The 15,413-nt window shown below is 71.8% G+C and carries 17 protein-coding genes; 4 read left to right on the top strand and 13 right to left on the bottom strand.

Going from position 1 to position 15,413, the window contains the following annotated elements:
* Nucleotides 1-36: 36 nt before the first annotated feature.
* From ilvN to DAE25_RS18850, 5 genes are all read right to left on the bottom strand, one after another.
* Nucleotides 37-588: an acetolactate synthase small subunit gene (ilvN, locus tag DAE25_RS18830; RefSeq protein ID WP_107767666.1), complete on the bottom strand. Its 552-nt coding sequence runs from the start codon at nucleotides 586-588 to the stop codon at nucleotides 37-39.
* Entirely contained in the window at nucleotides 588-2,378 is a 1,791-nt protein-coding gene (locus DAE25_RS18835; protein ID WP_107767667.1) for an acetolactate synthase large subunit, read from the bottom strand. The genes ilvN and DAE25_RS18835 overlap by 1 nt, the downstream gene beginning before the upstream one ends.
* A gap of 266 nt (nucleotides 2,379-2,644) precedes the next feature.
* Nucleotides 2,645-3,301 (bottom strand): 4a-hydroxytetrahydrobiopterin dehydratase, encoded by a 657-nt coding sequence (locus DAE25_RS18840; protein WP_234411140.1) that lies wholly within the window; start codon nucleotides 3,299-3,301, stop codon nucleotides 2,645-2,647.
* The gene (locus tag DAE25_RS18845) at nucleotides 3,298-3,711 is read right to left on the bottom strand and encodes a VOC family protein (protein WP_107767668.1); all 414 of its coding nucleotides are present in this window, start codon (nucleotides 3,709-3,711) and stop codon (nucleotides 3,298-3,300) included. The genes DAE25_RS18840 and DAE25_RS18845 overlap by 4 nt, the downstream gene beginning before the upstream one ends.
* Before the next feature lie 46 nt (nucleotides 3,712-3,757).
* Nucleotides 3,758-4,234 (bottom strand): CAP domain-containing protein, encoded by a 477-nt coding sequence (locus DAE25_RS18850; RefSeq protein WP_107767669.1) that lies wholly within the window; start codon nucleotides 4,232-4,234, stop codon nucleotides 3,758-3,760.
* A gap of 48 nt (nucleotides 4,235-4,282) precedes the next feature.
* Here DAE25_RS18850 and DAE25_RS18855 point away from each other — a divergent pair, with 48 nt between their 5' ends.
* Entirely contained in the window at nucleotides 4,283-4,735 is a 453-nt protein-coding gene (locus DAE25_RS18855; RefSeq protein WP_107767670.1) for a DUF6973 domain-containing protein, read from the top strand.
* On the opposite strand, the gene DAE25_RS18860 is transcribed toward DAE25_RS18855, so the two are convergent.
* Nucleotides 4,722-6,017, bottom strand: a complete 1,296-nt coding sequence (locus tag DAE25_RS18860; protein WP_107767671.1) for a kynureninase — start codon at nucleotides 6,015-6,017, stop codon at nucleotides 4,722-4,724. The genes DAE25_RS18855 and DAE25_RS18860 overlap by 14 nt on opposite strands.
* A 156-nt stretch (nucleotides 6,018-6,173) precedes the next feature.
* Here DAE25_RS18860 and DAE25_RS18865 point away from each other — a divergent pair, with 156 nt between their 5' ends.
* Nucleotides 6,174-6,785, top strand: coding sequence for a hypothetical protein (locus tag DAE25_RS18865; RefSeq protein ID WP_107767672.1), 612 nt, complete (start codon nucleotides 6,174-6,176; stop codon nucleotides 6,783-6,785).
* A 139-nt stretch (nucleotides 6,786-6,924) separates the two neighbouring features.
* On the opposite strand, the gene ilvD is transcribed toward DAE25_RS18865, so the two are convergent.
* The 5 genes from ilvD to DAE25_RS18890 all read right to left on the bottom strand — a co-directional run bounded on the left by ilvD (nucleotide 6,925) and on the right by DAE25_RS18890 (nucleotide 12,129).
* Nucleotides 6,925-8,625, bottom strand: coding sequence for a dihydroxy-acid dehydratase (gene ilvD, locus DAE25_RS18870; RefSeq protein ID WP_107767673.1), 1,701 nt, complete (start codon nucleotides 8,623-8,625; stop codon nucleotides 6,925-6,927).
* Nucleotides 8,626-8,668: 43 nt separating this feature from the next.
* Nucleotides 8,669-9,259 (bottom strand): helix-turn-helix domain-containing protein, encoded by a 591-nt coding sequence (locus DAE25_RS18875; RefSeq protein ID WP_199907677.1) that lies wholly within the window; start codon nucleotides 9,257-9,259, stop codon nucleotides 8,669-8,671.
* Between the two features lie 263 nt (nucleotides 9,260-9,522).
* Nucleotides 9,523-10,455 (bottom strand): NADP-dependent oxidoreductase, encoded by a 933-nt coding sequence (locus DAE25_RS18880; RefSeq protein WP_107767674.1) that lies wholly within the window; start codon nucleotides 10,453-10,455, stop codon nucleotides 9,523-9,525.
* 106 nt (nucleotides 10,456-10,561) lie between these two features.
* Nucleotides 10,562-11,020, bottom strand: a complete 459-nt coding sequence (locus tag DAE25_RS18885) for an SRPBCC family protein (protein WP_107767675.1) — start codon at nucleotides 11,018-11,020, stop codon at nucleotides 10,562-10,564.
* Nucleotides 11,020-12,129 (bottom strand): WD40/YVTN/BNR-like repeat-containing protein, encoded by a 1,110-nt coding sequence (locus DAE25_RS18890; RefSeq protein WP_107767676.1) that lies wholly within the window; start codon nucleotides 12,127-12,129, stop codon nucleotides 11,020-11,022. Before DAE25_RS18890 ends, DAE25_RS18885 begins: the two co-directional genes overlap by 1 nt.
* A 53-nt stretch (nucleotides 12,130-12,182) precedes the next feature.
* Here DAE25_RS18890 and DAE25_RS18895 point away from each other — a divergent pair, with 53 nt between their 5' ends.
* Entirely contained in the window at nucleotides 12,183-12,806 is a 624-nt protein-coding gene (locus tag DAE25_RS18895) for a helix-turn-helix transcriptional regulator (RefSeq protein WP_107767677.1), read from the top strand.
* Nucleotides 12,803-13,648 (top strand): EamA family transporter, encoded by an 846-nt coding sequence (locus DAE25_RS18900; protein ID WP_234411141.1) that lies wholly within the window; start codon nucleotides 12,803-12,805, stop codon nucleotides 13,646-13,648. The genes DAE25_RS18895 and DAE25_RS18900 overlap by 4 nt, the downstream gene beginning before the upstream one ends.
* Nucleotides 13,649-13,654: 6 nt before the next feature.
* On the opposite strand, the gene DAE25_RS24025 is transcribed toward DAE25_RS18900, so the two are convergent.
* Both DAE25_RS24025 and DAE25_RS18905 read right to left on the bottom strand, forming a co-directional pair.
* Nucleotides 13,655-13,831 (bottom strand): hypothetical protein, encoded by a 177-nt coding sequence (locus DAE25_RS24025; RefSeq protein WP_234411142.1) that lies wholly within the window; start codon nucleotides 13,829-13,831, stop codon nucleotides 13,655-13,657.
* Between the two features lie 15 nt (nucleotides 13,832-13,846).
* Nucleotides 13,847-15,328: an alkaline phosphatase D family protein gene (locus tag DAE25_RS18905; RefSeq protein WP_234411143.1), complete on the bottom strand. Its 1,482-nt coding sequence runs from the start codon at nucleotides 15,326-15,328 to the stop codon at nucleotides 13,847-13,849.
* Nucleotides 15,329-15,413: the final 85 nt, after the last annotated feature.

Below are 15,413 nucleotides of genomic sequence, written 5' to 3' on the forward strand. Positions count from 1 at the left end.
CTGGGTTGGGGTGGTGCGCAGGTGGTGTGTCGGTGGTCAGGGTGTGGCGGCCGGTGCGGCCGCGGGTGCGGGGACCGGCACGGGCCGGAGGCTGCGCTCGCTGATCGAGCGGGAGCCGCGGCCGATGGCGACCATGCCCGACTGCACCAGCTCGCGGATGCCGAAGGGCTCGAGCACCCGCAGGAAGTCGGCCAGCTTGTCGGAGTTGCCGGTCACCTGGATGGTGACCGCGTCCGGCGCCACGTCGACCACCTTGGCACGGAACAGCTGCACGGCGTCGAGCACGGCACCACGGGTGGAGGCGTCGGCCCGGACCTTGACCAGCATCAGCTCGCGGTCGATCGAGCCGGCATGGTCGAGCTCGACGATCTTGATCACCTCGACCAGCTTGTTGAGCTGCTTGGTGACCTGCTCGAGCGGTGACTCGTCCACGTTGACGACGATGGTCATCCGGGACACCTCGGGGTGCTCGGTGGGGCCCACCGCAAGGCTGTCGATGTTGAAGCCGCGACGGCTGAAGAGGCCGGCGATGCGGGCCAGGACGCCGGGCTTGTTCTCGACCAGGACCGAGAGGGTGTGTGTGCTCATCAGAGGTTGTCCTCGTCGAACTCGGGCGCGAGGTCGCGCGCGTACTTGATCTCGTCGTTGCTGGTGCCGGCGGCGACCATCGGCCAGACCATCGCGTCGCGGTGGACGCGGAAGTCCACCACCACGGGCTGGTCGTCGATGGCCATGGCCTTCTCGATCGTGGCGTCGACCTGCTCCGGGGAGTCGCAGGCCAGCCCCACGCAGCCGTAGGCGTCGGCGAGCTTGACGAAGTCGGGGATCCGCTTGGAGTGCAGGTCGGTGTTGGAGTAGCGCTCGTTGTAGAAGAGCGTCTGCCACTGCCGGACCATGCCCAGCGACTCGTTGTTGATGATCGCGACCTTGATCGGGATGTCGTTGATCGCGCAGGTGGCCAGCTCCTGGTTGGTCATCTGGAAGCAACCGTCGCCGTCGACGGCCCAGACCGTCGACCCGGGCATGCCCACCTTGGCGCCCATCGCGGCCGGGACGGCGTAGCCCATGGTGCCGAGGCCGCCGGAGTTGAGCCAGGTGTTGGGCTTCTCGTAGCCGATGAACTGTGCCGCCCACATCTGGTGCTGGCCCACGCCCGAGGTGAAGATCGTGTCCGGCCCGGCGATCGCGCCGAGCCGCTCGATGACGTACTGCGGGGCGAGCCCGGTGGCCGGGGTGTCGTAGCCGAGCGGGTAGCGCTTCTTGACACCCGCCAGGAACTCGACCCACGCCTCGTAGTCACCGGTGTGGCCGGCATCGGCCTGCGTGGTGAGCAGCGCGAGGAGGTCGACGATCACCTCGTGGCAGTCCCCCACGATCGGCACGTCGGCGTGCCGGTTCTTGCCGATCTCGGCCGGGTCGATGTCGGCGTGGATCACCTTGGCGCCGGGCGCGAAGGAGTCCAGGTTGCCGGTGACCCGGTCGTCGAAGCGGGCACCGAGGCTGATGATCAGGTCGCTCTTCTGCAGGCCCGCGACCGCGGCGACGGTGCCGTGCATGCCCGGCATGCCGAGGTGCTGCGCGTGGCTGTCGGGGAAGGCGCCGCGCGCCATCAGCGTGGTCACCACCGGCATCCCGGTCGCCTCGGCGAGCTTGAGCAGCGCCTGGGAGGCCCGGGCGCGGATGACGCCGCCGCCGACGTAGAGCACCGGGCGACGCGCCTCGAGGATGAGCCGGGCCGCCTCGCGGATCTGCTTGCTGTGCGGGCGGGTCACCGGGCGGTAGCCGGGCAGCTGGAGCTCTGTCGGCCACGCGAACGTCGTGCTGGCCTGCAGCGCCGACTTGGCGACGTCGACGAGCACCGGGCCGGGGCGGCCGGTGGAGGCGATGTGGAAGGCCTCGGCCACCGTGCGCGGGATGTCGCGCGGGTCGGTGACGAGGAAGTTGTGCTTGGTGATGGGCATCGTGATGCCCCGGATGTCGGCCTCCTGGAAGGCGTCCGTGCCGATCATGCTGGCCCCGACCTGCCCGGTGATGGCCACCAGCGGCACCGAGTCCATGTGCGCGTCCGCGAGCGGGGTCACGAGGTTGGTGGCACCCGGGCCGGACGTGGCCATGCACACGCCCACCCGGCCGGTCGCCGCGGCGTACCCCTGGGCGGCGTGCCCGGCGCCCTGCTCGTGGCGGACCAGGATGTGGCGGATCCGGGTGGAGTCCATGAGCGGGTCGTACGCCGGCAGGATCGCACCGCCCGGGATGCCGAAGATGTCGGTGGCACCCGCGCTCTCGAGCGACCTGATCAGGCTCTGCGCGCCCGTCATTCCCTCGCCCGACGACGCCGTCCCGGTCGTCGGGACTCCCGTGATGCCCGTCTCACTCATGGTGCTTCCTTCTCGTCATCACAATCCTCCGGCCAACAAAAAACCCCTCGGCCCGGTGGGCAACGAGGGGTGACGCATGGGCGATCAGCCTGCTGGCTGTCAGCTCACGCGTCGCGTGCGTACAAGAATCCGTGCGGATGTCTGGGAGCGCATGCGCCTACCGTCGCCGTCGGGTCGTTCCGGCGTCAACCGAGTCTGCCACCTGTCCCACTATCTGGTACGCCGGTCTCGCCATGTGGTTGCCGGCTCGCCCTCCGATGAGGCGCTCAGCGCCCCTGGGCCGTGCAGACGCAGGACCGGTTGCCCTGCGCGTCCTCGAGCACCCAGAACGAGTGCTCGGGGTACTCCGCGACCAGGCGGCCGCCGCCCGCGACCACCGCGTCGATGCGCGCCTGCACCTGGTCACCCGGCACCCAGACGTCGAGGTGCCACCGCTGCCGCGGCTCCTCGCTGCCCGAGTCCTGGAACCAGACGGCAGGGAGCCGCCCGTGCGGGTCGCTGATCCCGCCCTCCTCCGCGCTGCCGCCAAAGGCCAGGAGGTCGCGCCAGAACGGCAGCACGGCCGCCTCGTCGGGCGAGTCGAGGCCGAGCTCGAGCTGCTGGAGCCCGGAGGGGTCCGACGCGACGCCCTGCTCGGCCGCGATGTCGCTGATCCGGCGGGCCAGCGCGAGGTCGCGGTCGGTGACCCGGCCGACGTCGTGGCTGATCAGTGCGACGTCGACCCGGGGGTAGGTGAGCGTGACGTCGGGGTGGTGGTCGGCCTCGTCGGCGGCCCCGCCGATCGCGTCGACCAGACGCACTCCCGCGGCGAAGCTGCCCGTGCTGAAGCGCGCATGGATGCCCGAGACCAGCATCCGCCAGTCGTCGAGGCCGGCCGCGGCCACGTCGTCGTAGGTCACTCGATCACTCGTGGCGTCGCTCACGGCAGCACCTCCTGGCCGATGGGTCCCGGGTTGAAGCAGATCTCCCAGCGGAAGCCGTCGGGGTCGGCGAAGTAGCCGGAGTAACCACCCCACTCGCGCTCCTGGGCCTCGCTGACGTGCTGGGCGCCGGCCGCGCGAGCCTGCTCGAGGACGCGGTCGACACCGTCGGTGGTGGCGAGGTTGTGGGAGAGCGTGAGAGGGGCCAGCCCTCCCCCGGGCGCCTGCCCGACCTCGGCGGTGAACGCGTCGACGTCCCACAGCGAGAGCACCAACCGGTCGCCCGCCTTGAACATCAGCACCTCGCCGGGCTCGTCGAGCGCCGGCTCCCACCCGAGGCCGTCGACGTAGAACGATCGGGAGGCGCCGAGGTCGCGCACGGCGAGGGTGACGAAGGAGATCCTCTGGTCCATGGGGGCCACCATGCCAGTGGCCGCCGACAGTGGCTACCGACGACGGCTACCGGCGGCCGAAGACCTGCGCGGCGTACCAGGTGCCCGAGTCGCTTCGCCGCGCGGCGACGGCGACCAGCCGGTAGCGACGCTGGAGGATGTTGGCGCGGTGGCCCGGCGATCCCATCCAGCCCGACACCACGGCCCGGCCCGTGGGATACCCGACCGCGACGTTCTCGCCGACCGTGCCGAGGCCGCAGTCGCCCATGACGGCCTGCAGGTCCTGGTGCCACATCGACCCCTCGCGCGCCATCGCGGCCGCCTGGCGGGCGGCGGCGCGGCGCAGGCAACGCGTGGTGCCCAACGGACGCAGGTCGCGACGCACGCGGGCCGCGTTGGTGGCACGCACGGCGTCGGCGGCGTACGACGTGGCGTCGGCGCGCGCGGCCGGGGCGGCGGGCGAGGCATGCAGGGGCAGCGGAGACAGCAGGACGCAGACGAGACCGAGGACGGCCGTGCCGAGGAGCGGGGGGATCCGGGACATCGGACCATCGTAGGAGCGCCGGGCAGCCCTGTCTGGCACGGTGGGAACATGAGTTCGCCCTTCGACCAGCTCAAGAAGGCCGCCCAGGCGGTCGTCGGCGCCCCGCACGTCTTCAACGCCGCACGGTCCGCCGGCGCGAGCAGCTCGGCGGCCGCCGACGTGATGGCCGCTTCGGCCGCGGCCATCCAGGTCGCGTCCTCGCACAGCGACGGCACCCCCGGGATGCAGAACGCCATCCGGCACTTCGTCTGGCAGGCCTACATCGCCGGTCGCCACGGGGTGGCCGTCGCCGAGGCGGTGGCCGCCGCCCACGAGGAGGGACGCGACACCCCGCACGACACCCGGGTGGACCTGCACAACAACGCCGTCGGACGCGAGTACGGCGCGGCCCACAGCGCCGAGGTCGGCCAGGGATCGCTGCCCGACGCCCTGGGCCGGCTGGCCGTGGTCGCGAAGCAGAAGTGGGCGGCGGACGAGCTGATCTGGGTCAAGGACCGCTGACGAGGCTGTCGGCCCCGGTGGTCGAGCGGGGTGGGGTGCCGAGGACGTCGCGGATCGCCGCCATGCCGGCGCGCACCTCGGCGTACGACGTCGACAGCGGCGAGAGGCCGATCCGCAGGCCGCCCGGATCGCGGTAGTCGGGGATGACGTCGCGCTCCCAGAGGGTGGCCGTCACCTCGCGCATCCGCTCGTGCTGCAGGGTCACGTGCCCGCCGCGCAGCGCCGGGTCGCGCGGCGAGGCCACGGTGACACCGTGCTCGGCGAGCCAGGCGTCGGCCAGGTCGACGGCGTACGACGTCAGGGCCTGCGACTTGGTGCGGACGGCGTCGACGCCGGCGCGCTCGATGAGGGCGAGCATGTCCTGCATGGCGAGCATCCCGACGATCGCCGGGGTGCCCGAGATGAAGCGACGGATGCCGCCGGACGGCTGGTAGCCGGGGCCCATGAGGAACGGGTCCGCGTGGCCCATCCAGCCCTGGATGGGCTGCTGCAGCGCCGGGGCTCCGGAGCCGCCGTCGAGGTGCCGCTGGGCGACGTAGGCGAAGGCGGGCGACCCCGGCCCGCCGTTGAGGTACTTGTAGGTGCACCCCACCGCGAGGTCGACGCCCCAGCGGTCGAGCTCGACGGGCACGGACCCGGCCGAGTGGCACAGGTCCCACACGACCAGGGCGCCCGCGTCCTGGACGACGGGGGTGATCGCCTCGACGTCGGCGAGGTGGCCGGAGCGGTAGGCGACCTGGCTGAGCACCACGACCGCGGTCCGCTCCCCCACGGCCGCGCGGACCTGCTCGACGGTGACACCGGCCTCGCGGTCGACGTCGATCCACCGCACGGTCAGGCCCCGCTCGGCCGCGATGCCCTCGACGATGTAGCGGTCGGTGGGGAAGTTGTCGGAGTCGATGACGATCTCGTCGCGGTCCGGCCGGGCGGCGACCGCGGCCCGGACCAGCTTGTAGAGCAGCACCGTCGTCGAGTCACCGACGGTCGTCTGGCCGGGGGCGGCACCCAGGCAGACCCGGGCGATCTCGTCGCCGAGCGTGAGCGGCAGGTCGTACCAGCGCTCGTCCCAGCCGCGGATCAACCGCCCGCCCCACTCCTCCTCGACGAAGGCACGCAACCGGTCACCGGTGACCGCGAGCGGACGTCCGAGCGAGTTGCCGTCGAAGTACACCAGCGGCGTCGCCTCACCCACGAACTCGGCCCGGAGGGCGGCCAAGGGGTCGGCCGCATCGAGGGCCTCGGCGTGCTCCGCGGTGGTGTCGACGGTGGTGTGGTCGGTCATGGCGGCAGCCTGACAGATCTACCGGCGAGTCGGCTCGGCACTATGTCTGCGCGCGTCCCGGTACTACACCCGATGGGGTCTGACGCCGACCGCATTGCGGACATACGTTCGAAGGCGGTCCTGCACTCGCATGACCAATTCTTGGGAGGGAACCACATGATCAGCACCATCCGTACGGTGAGCGTCTCGTTCATCGCCGCAGTCGCCCTGGCTGTCGGCCTCACCACCGTGGGCATCGCACCTGCCACCGCCGCACCCGGCGGAAACTGGACGACCGTGGCCAAGACGGCCGAGGGCAAGATGAAGAGCAAGATCGTCGGCGAGACGTCCACCGGGCGCAAGGTCACGGGCTCGTTCAAGCCGAAGAAGTTCGTCGAGAAGAACGGCACGATCTTCGCCAAGGGCGTCATCCGCGGCACTTTCGAGACCAAGTCGGGCGCCACCAAGAAGTTCAAGGTCAAGCGCCTGGTCCCCGTCAAGAAGATCGAGGGCACCCCGGTCACCGCTCGCGCCCTGAACAACCGTGCCGACTGCGACGTGCTCAACCTCGTGCTCGGCCCGCTCGACCTCAACGTGCTCGGCCTCACGGTCAGCCTGAACCGCGTGCTGCTGGACGTCGTCGCGGTCTCGGGCGCCGGCAACCTGCTGGGCAACCTGCTCTGCGCGGTGGCCGGCCTGCTCGACGGCGGCGGCCTGCTCAGCAACCTGCTGGGCCAGATCACCGACCTGCTCAACCAGATCCTCGGGCGCCTCGGGCTGCCCGCCTGATCCTGCGGTCCAAACCGGGCCGGGCTCGGGCTTTGCCTGAGCCCGGCCCTGGCCTAGAGTAAAGACCGAGGCGCCACGCGTCTTGAGCCACAGCCCCTGGTCAACCCCCCGGCGACCTGGGGCTGTGGTCTATTTCGGGTCAGCTCGTGACGGCGCCGTGCGCCGCGGACTGCACGACCTTGGCATACTTGCCGAGGACCCCGCGCGTGTACTTCGGCGGGTGCGGCTCCCAGCCGACCTTGCGGTCCTCCCAGGGCTCGCTCCCGTCGGCCGGCTCGACGTCCAGGGTCTTGCCGGCGACGTCGAGGGTGATCCGGTCGCCGTCGCGGATGAACGCGATCGGCCCAGCGTCGACGGCCTCGGGCGCGATGTGGCCGACGCAGAGCCCGGTGGTGCCACCGGAGAAGCGTCCATCGGTGATGAGCAGGACGTCCTTGCCGAGGCCGGCACCCTTGATGGCTCCCGTGATGGCGAGCATCTCGCGCATGCCGGGACCGCCCTTGGGGCCCTCGTAGCGGATGACCACGACGTCGCGCGGCTTGATCTCTCCGGCGGTCAGGGCGTCGAGCGCCTTGCGCTCGCCGTCGAACACGCGCGCCGTGCCGGTGAAGGTCGAGTCGTCGAAGCCGGCGCTCTTGACGACCGCTCCCTCGGGAGCCAGCGAGCCCTTCAGGATGGTGAGACCGCCGGTGGCGTGGATCGGGCGGTCGAGGTGGCGCAGCACCTCGCCGTCGACGTGCTGCGGGTCGAGAGCCTCGAGGTTCTCGGCCATCGTGCGGCCCGTCACGGTGAGGGTGTCGCCGTGCATGAGGCCGGCGTCGAGCAGCGCCTTCATCACGACGGGAATGCCGCCGATCTTGTCGACGTCGTTCATCACGAAGCGGCCGAACGGCTTGAGGTCACCGATGTGCGGGACCTTGGCACCGACCCGGTTGAAGTCGTCGAGGGTCAGGTCGACCTCGGCCTCGCGGGCGATCGCGAGGAGGTGCAGGACGGCGTTGGTCGAGCCACCGAGGGCCATCACGATGGCGATGGCGTTCTCGAAGGCCGGCTTGGTCATGATCTGGCGGGCGGTGATGCCCTGGCGGAGCATCTCCACGACGGCCTCGCCGGAGCGGTGGGCGAACCCGTCGCGGCGGCGGTCGACCGCCGGCGGGGCCGCACTGCCGGGCAGGCTCATGCCGAGGGCCTCGGCGACACTGGCCATGGTGTTGGCGGTGTACATGCCACCGCAGGCACCCTCACCCGGACAGATCGCCTTCTCGATGCGGGTGACCTCGGCCTCGGTGATCTTGCCGGCGAGGCACGCACCGACCGCCTCGAAGGCGTCGATGATGGTGACGTCGTTGCCGTCCACCGAGCCGGGCATCGTCGACCCGGCGTAGAGGAAGACGCTCGCCAGGTCGAGGCGCGCAGCGGCCATCAGCATGCCGGGCAGCGACTTGTCGCAGCCCGCCAGCAGCACCGATCCGTCGAGGCGCTCGGCCATCATCACGGTCTCGACGGAGTCCGCGATGACCTCACGGCTCACCAGGCTGAAGTGCATGCCCTCGTGGCCCATGGAGATGCCGTCGGAGACGGAGATCGTGCCGAACTCGAGCGGGTAGCCGCCGGCCGCGTGCACGCCGTTCTTCACGGCCTTGGCGAGCCGGTCGAGGCTGAGGTTGCAGGGAGTGATCTCGTTCCAGCTCGACGCGACGCCGATCTGCGGCTTGACCCAGTCGTCGTCGCCCATGCCGACGGCGCGGAGCATGCCGCGGGCTGCGGCCTTCTCCAGTCCGTCGGTGACGTCGCGGGAACGTGGCTTGATGTCGGGCTGCTGTCCCGTCGGCTGGGTCATGGCGTCAGGCTAGTCCGGCGGCGACGACGGTTGCGCGCCCGTCTCAGGAGGCGCGGCGGCGCTCGGCGTCCTGCGCGCGGAGGCGCGCCAGGATCCGGGCCAGCGTGAGGTGGTCGTCGGGCACTCCGTAGAAGTGCCGCACGGCGTCCCGCTGCCAGCCCAGGTCGTAGTAGACCTGCGGGTCCCCGAGCGCTGCCGAGCGGCGCTCGTCGGCACCGGCCCGCCCCGTGAGCCAGCTGCCCGGGGGTATCCACCAGCCGGCCGTCCTGAGGTCTGCGTGGGCGGGGTATCGACGACCCGCCCGGTCCCTGACGGCCTCCTCGCTCATCGGGTCGACCACCTCGCCCTCCGCATCGACCGCGACGAGCCGGAGGCCGACCAGGGCCAGCACGGCCTCGAGCTCACCCACACCGGGAGGAGTACGGCCCGTCTCCCACCGGGCGACCCGGGACGCCTCGACGCCGAGGAGCTCCGCGAGGCCGCGTTGCGACACGTCGAGACGGCGGCGGACACGTCGGACGAGCCCGCCCGCCGTCTCGGACGCACGTCTCCGACGACCCGCCAGGTCCGCCGTCCTCGGCATCTCGCCCTCGCCCCGCGAGCTCTCGTCCTCGCCCACCGGCTCGTCGTCCATGTCTGTCCCCCGTCGTCCCGTCCGTGAGGATCAGGAAACCCGAGGGCACCGACAACGCCTCCCCGAGTGCTGCGACCTGCGGTACCCACGACCCCAGGTCGCACCGCCCCCAGCCCTCGCGCGCGCATGCGACCTGCGGTACCCACGACCGCAGGTCGCATGTCTCCCCGGAAGCCTCCTCGCGCGCGATACGACCTGCGGTACCCACGACCGCAGGTCGCAGCACGCGGACGGGCCCGGCGAAGCGCGAAATTTCGCCCCGGTCAGATCCGGACGACGATCTTGCCGCCGGGGTGGCCGTCCTCGGAGAGGCGGTGGGCGTCGGCGATGTCGTCGAGCTCGAAGGTACGGGCGATCGTCACCGTGAGCTTCCCGTCGTCGAAGAGCCGGCCGAGCTCGTCGAGGTGGGACCGGTCCGGGCGCACGAAGACGTAGGTCCCGCCCTGCTCCAGCACGGTGTCGGCCTCGATGATGGAGGCGATGCGGCTGCTGTCCCGGACCTGGGCGGGGGCGTCGGCGAGGGCCTCGCCGCCGATGAGGTCGAGGACGGCGTCCACCGGACCGCCGTGGTCGGCGAGCTGCTCGCTGACCGGGCCGGCGCCGTGGTCGAGGACGGTGGTGGCGCCCAGCGACCGGACGAGGTCGTGGTTGCCTGGCGAGGCAGTGCCGATGACCTCCGCGCCCAGTGCGACCGCGATCTGTACGGCGAGCTGCCCGACGCCGCCGGAGGCGGCGTGGACGAGCACGCGGTCGCCCGCGGTGACCTGGAGCGCCTCGGTGAGGGCCTGCCAGGCGGTGAGGCCGGCCAGCGGGACGGCGGCAGCCTCCTCGAGGGAGAGGGACGCGGGCTTGCGGGCGACGGTGCGCTCGGGGGCCGGCACGAGCTCGGCCGCGGTGCCGAACTTCACGTCGTCGCGCCGGACGTAGCCCCAGACCTCGTCGCCGACCTCGAGCCCGGTGGTCACGGCGGGCCCGACGGCCTCGACCACACCGGCGACGTCCCAGCCCGGGACGATCGGCAGGTGGTGGGGGTAGGCGCCCTGGAGGTAGCCCTCACGGACCTTCCAGTCGACCGGGTTGACGCTGGTGGCCCTCGCCCGGACGAGGATCGTGTCGGGACCGACGGGCGGGTCCGGGAACTCGCCGACGCTGAGGACCTCGGGTCCGCCGTACTGGTCGTAGCTCGCTGCACGCACTGTTGCTCGTCTCCTGGAGGTCGGGAGTGCCGCGGGATCCCCCGCGACACACCTGTCCCCAACACGGCTCACCAAGGCCGTGTTCCTCGAGCCGGGGTGATCCCCGTCAACGCGCCTCGGCGGCCGCCTTGAGTGAGGCCAGGCCCCGGTCGAAGTCCTTGCCGATGGCCTTGTCGAAGAACAGCTTGCCCGCGAGCGACATGACGGGGTTGCGCCGGCCGGTCATCGTCCACACGACGCGGGTCCGGCCACCGCCGACCTGCTCGAGGTCGAAGGTCGTGAGGTTGCGCGCCTTGAAGGGCTTGAGGAACTGCAGGTCGACCGCCACCCGCGACGGGGTGGACTCGACGATCTCCATGTCGCCCTCGCCGGCCTTCTTGTTGCCCGACCAGTGGTAGCGCGAGCCGACGCCCGAGGCGGGACCGGAGTACCTCCGCTCGAGCGCGGGGTCCAGACCCTCCCACGGTGACCACTCCTGCCACTGGCGGAAGTCGTCGACGAGGCCGTGGACCCGGTCCGTGGGGGCGTCGACCGTGGTCGAGCGCGACATCGTGAAGTCGGCCATCAGTCGAGGGCCGCGGCGCGCACGAACATCACGTCAGGCAGGTCCTTGTGGATCTCCTGCCAGGTCTCGCCGGTGTCCGGCGAGCACCAGACGGCGCCGTTGCGGCCGCCGAAGTAGAGGCCCGCCGCCTGGTGGTCGTCGGCGCACATGGCGTCCCGCATCACCGCGGCGTAGAAGCTGTCGGGCAGGGCACCCTCGCCGAGGGGCTTCCAGCTGGCGCCCCCGTCCGTCGTACGGCAGACGCGCGCCTTGCCGTCCACGGGCCAGCGGCCGCCGGCGTCGGCGATCGGGAAGGTGTACGCCGTGTTGGCCTCACGCGGGTGGGTCACCATCGCGAAGCCGAACTCCGAGGGCAGCCCGGGAGCGATGTCCTGCCACGACGCTCCCCCGTCGTCGGAGCGGTAGACGCCGCCGTGGTTCTGGAGGAAGAGACGGTCGGGGTCGGTCGCGTCACGGGCGACCTTGTGCACGCACTGGCCGAACTCCGGGAAGTTGCGCTCGCCGGGGAAGAACTCCGCCTTGACCCCGGTGTTGGACGCGGTCCACGTGTCGCCGCCGTCGGACGTGCGGTAGACGCCGCCGGTCGAGATCGCCGCGAGCACCGAGTCGCCGTCGGTCGGGTGCGGCAGGATCGTGTGGAACGCCTGGCCGCCGAAGCCCTCGTTCCACTCCTGCCGGTGCGGGTGGTCCCAGAGCCCGCGGACCAGGTCGAAGGTCTCGCCGCGGTCGGTCGATCGGAAGATCGCGCCCGGCTCGGTGCCGGCCCACATGACGCCGTCCTCGACACCCGGCGCCAGCTGCCACACGCGGGCCAGGGTGGCCGGGCTGCCGTCGGGCAACGTCGCGTCCTCCGGGAAGCGGATCGCGCCGTTGGGCGTCTCCTGCCAGGAGGCGCCGAGGTCGTCCGAGCGCCAGACCTGCGGCCCGAGCCAGCTCGACGACGCACCCGCGAAGAGGCGCGGGGTGTCGCCGCGCCGGTCGATGAGGACGGAGTAGACCTCCTCCATCGGGAAGTGCGGTCCCGTCCACTCCCAGGCGGTCCGCGCCTCGTCGGAGGTCCCGATGAACAGACCCTTGCGGGTCCCGACCATCAACAACGTGCGCGCCATGCCACCACTCCTGTCTCCGGTATTCCTAATAGGAACAGTAGTCTGATCACACCATGGGTCAAGACCTTCCTGTCACCTCGTACGCGCTCCTCGGGCTGCTCACGTTCGGGGACGAGCTGACCGGCTACGAGCTCAAGCAGCGGGCGGACGCCACCCTGCGCTTCTACTGGGTCTCCCCCGCGATGAGCCAGGTCTACAGCGAGCTGGCCCGGCTCACCGAGCACGGCCTGGTCCTCACCCGCTCCCGCAGGTCGAACAGCCAGGGGAGGTCGAGCGGCCGGGGGGCGTCGGACGGAGCCGAGACCTCGGGCAGCACGACGTACCGGCTCAGCGCCAAGGGCCGCCGCGCCCTCGAGACCTGGATGCGCGGGACCGAGCCGGGCTTCTCGGTGCTCAAGCACCCGGTGGCGCTGCGGCTGCTGCTGGGCCACGTGGTGGACCCGGGGACGACCATCGCGATGCTCGAGGCGCACGTCGAGGCCCTCGACACCGAGCGGGAGGCACTGGTGCGGGTCCGCGAGGGGCTGCGCGGGTCGGACGGGCCGGGACAGCCGTTCCGGCACCCGAGTCTCGTGGCGGACTGGGGCCTCGACTACTTCGACAACGAGCGCCGTATCGTCACCACCCTCATCGAGCGCTTGCACGAGGAGGAGCTGCGGGAGGAGGCGGACGGGTGACACGAGCCATCTGGCTGGTGGTCGTGGGCATCATCTCCGTCCAGGTCGGTGCGGCGTTCGCCAAGGACCTCTTCGGCACCATCTCGCCCACCGCGATCGTCTGGCTGAGGCTGGTGACCAGCGCCCTCGTCCTCACCGCCATCGCCCGCCCCCGCCTCAAGGCGCGCAGCCGGGAGGACTGGATGGTGGTGGCCGGCTTCGGGGTGAGCCTGGGGGTGATGAACTGGGCGATCTACCAGTCCTTCGCGCGCATCCCGCTGGGCATCGCGGTCACCATCGAGTTCATCGGACCGCTGACCCTGGCCGTCCTCGGCTCGCGCCGGGCCCGGGACCTGGTCTGGGTGGGGCTCGCCGGCCTCGGCGTCCTGCTCCTCGGCTTCGAGCCGGCCGACCTGACGGTGGCGGGCGTGCTCTACGCCCTGCTCGCGGGCGCCGCGTGGGCGGCGTACATCCTGCTCAGCGCCCGCACCGGGGCGCGCTGGCCGGGACTCGACGGCCTGGCCGTCGCCAGCGTCCTGGCCACCCTGCTGCTCACCGTCCCGGCGATCGTCTCGGGCGGCGACACGCTCCTCGACGGTCGCGTCCTGCTGATCGGGGCCATGATCGGCCTGCTCTCCTCGGTCATCCCCTACAGCTGCGAGATGACCGCGCTGCGGACCCTGCCGCCGTCGGTGTTCTCGATCCTGATGAGCCTCGAGCCCGCCGCGGCCGCGCTGGCCGCGATCGTGATCCTCCACGAGGTAATCACGCCCCTGCAGGGCGTCGCCATCGCGTGCGTCATCGCGGCCAGCGTGGGCGCCACCCGGGGCCGGCCCGTGCTGACGGAGCCGGCCCCGGACTGACGCTGCTCAGTGCCCCGTCTCGGCCTCGATCGTGTCGGCGATGATCGCGGCGTCGCTGCGCGGAGCCCGCAACGACCGGTCGGCCCTGGCGGTGGGCAGCGGGTTGTCCGCGACCTGGCGCATCCCGCGGACACCGTCGTCGACCACGAACGACGCGCGCGTGAAGGCCTGCTCGCCCGGCACCGAGACCCGCGGCAGTCACCGGTAGTCGGCGGTGAACGAGGTGGGCGTGATGGTGGTGCTGACGTAGCCGCGCAGGTTGGTCCAGAAGGTCAGGTTGGGGTTCTGGGCGGCCCACGGGTGGGTGCCGTCCGCCTTGTCGTAGCCGTCACCGCCGCTGGTGATCGACGAGCAGACGAACTCCGAGCCGAGCACGGGCGACGAGCCGTCGGTCCAGTCGGTGAGCACGTCGGATCCCCAGTGGGCGTGCACGTCGCCGGTCAGCACGACCGGGTTGCGCACCCCGGCGTCGACCCACGACCGCACGACCCGGTCCCGCGAGGCCGGGTATCCGTCCCAGGGGTCCATCGACACCGTGTTGTCCGGGGTCGCCGTGCTGTCCCGGCGGCCGAAGAACACCTGCTGGCCGAGCACGTCCCAGGTCTGGGTGGACGCGGCGAAGCGCTCGGCCAGCCATGCCTCCTGGGTGGTGCCCGGCAGGGACCGCTCCGGTGCCGCGGCGGGCGGGCAGTCGTCGTACCCGTCACCGCAGGCCTGGTCGTCGCGGTACTGCCGGGTGTCGAGCATGTGGAAGCTCGCGAGCTGGCCCCACTGGACCGATCGGTAGAGCTGCAGGTCGGGTCCGGCCGGCACGGAGGTACGGCGCAGCGGCATGTTCTCGTAGTAGGCGCGGAAGGCGGCGGCGCGGCGGTCCATGAAGCCGGGCTGCGAGGCGGCGTTCTCCGCGATCTCGTCGGCCCAGTTGTTGTCCACCTCGTGGTCGTCGAACACCACCAGCCACGGGGCCGCGGCGTGGGCGGCCTGGAGGTCCGGGTCGGTCTTGTACTGAGCGAGCCGCTGCCGGTAGCCCGCGAGGCTGACGGTCTCCGGGCCGCGGTGGTCGCGGACGTTGCCGCCCGGGATCGTGTAGCTGTCTGCCTTGTACTCGTACTGGTAGTCGCCGAGGTGCAGGACGAGGTCCGGCCGCTCCTCCGCGAGCCGGCCGTAGGCACTGAACCAGCCGTGCTCGAACTGCGAGCACGAGGCGAAGGCCATCGACAGCGACGCGGGCATCGACCGCGGGTCGGGAGCGGTCACGGAGCGGCCGGACGGCGACAGGTGGCGCCCGGCGCGGAACCGGTAGAAGTACTCGCGCCCCGGCAGCAGCCCGCCCACCTCGACGTGCACCGCGTGACCGAGCTCGGGGCCGGTGCGGACCGAACCGGCGCGGACGACGTCGGTGAAGCGGGCGTCGGTCGCGACCTGCCAGCCGACCTGCTGGTGCCGCGACGGCATCCCGCCCGCGCCGTCGTCGGCCAGCGGGTCGGGCGCGAGCCGGGTCCAGATCACGAAGCCGTCGGGCAGCGGGTCACCGCTGGCGACACCGAGCGTGAACGGGTCGGTGCGGGTCGGGGGCGCAGCGGCGCTGGGCCGTTGGTCGAGGAGGACGGGGGTCGCGGCCAGGGCCGCACCGCCCGTCACGAGGCCGGTCTTGAGCAGGATTCGCCGAGAAGTCTCCATGCCCGAAGGGTGCGCAGCCGGAGTCGACGTCACGACGACGCCGGTGTGAAGGGCGGGTGACCAGCCCGGGGCCGTCGTCCCCGGC

This window comes from Nocardioides terrigena (assembly GCF_003047265.1).
Lineage (GTDB): Bacteria > Actinomycetota > Actinomycetes > Propionibacteriales > Nocardioidaceae > Nocardioides > Nocardioides terrigena.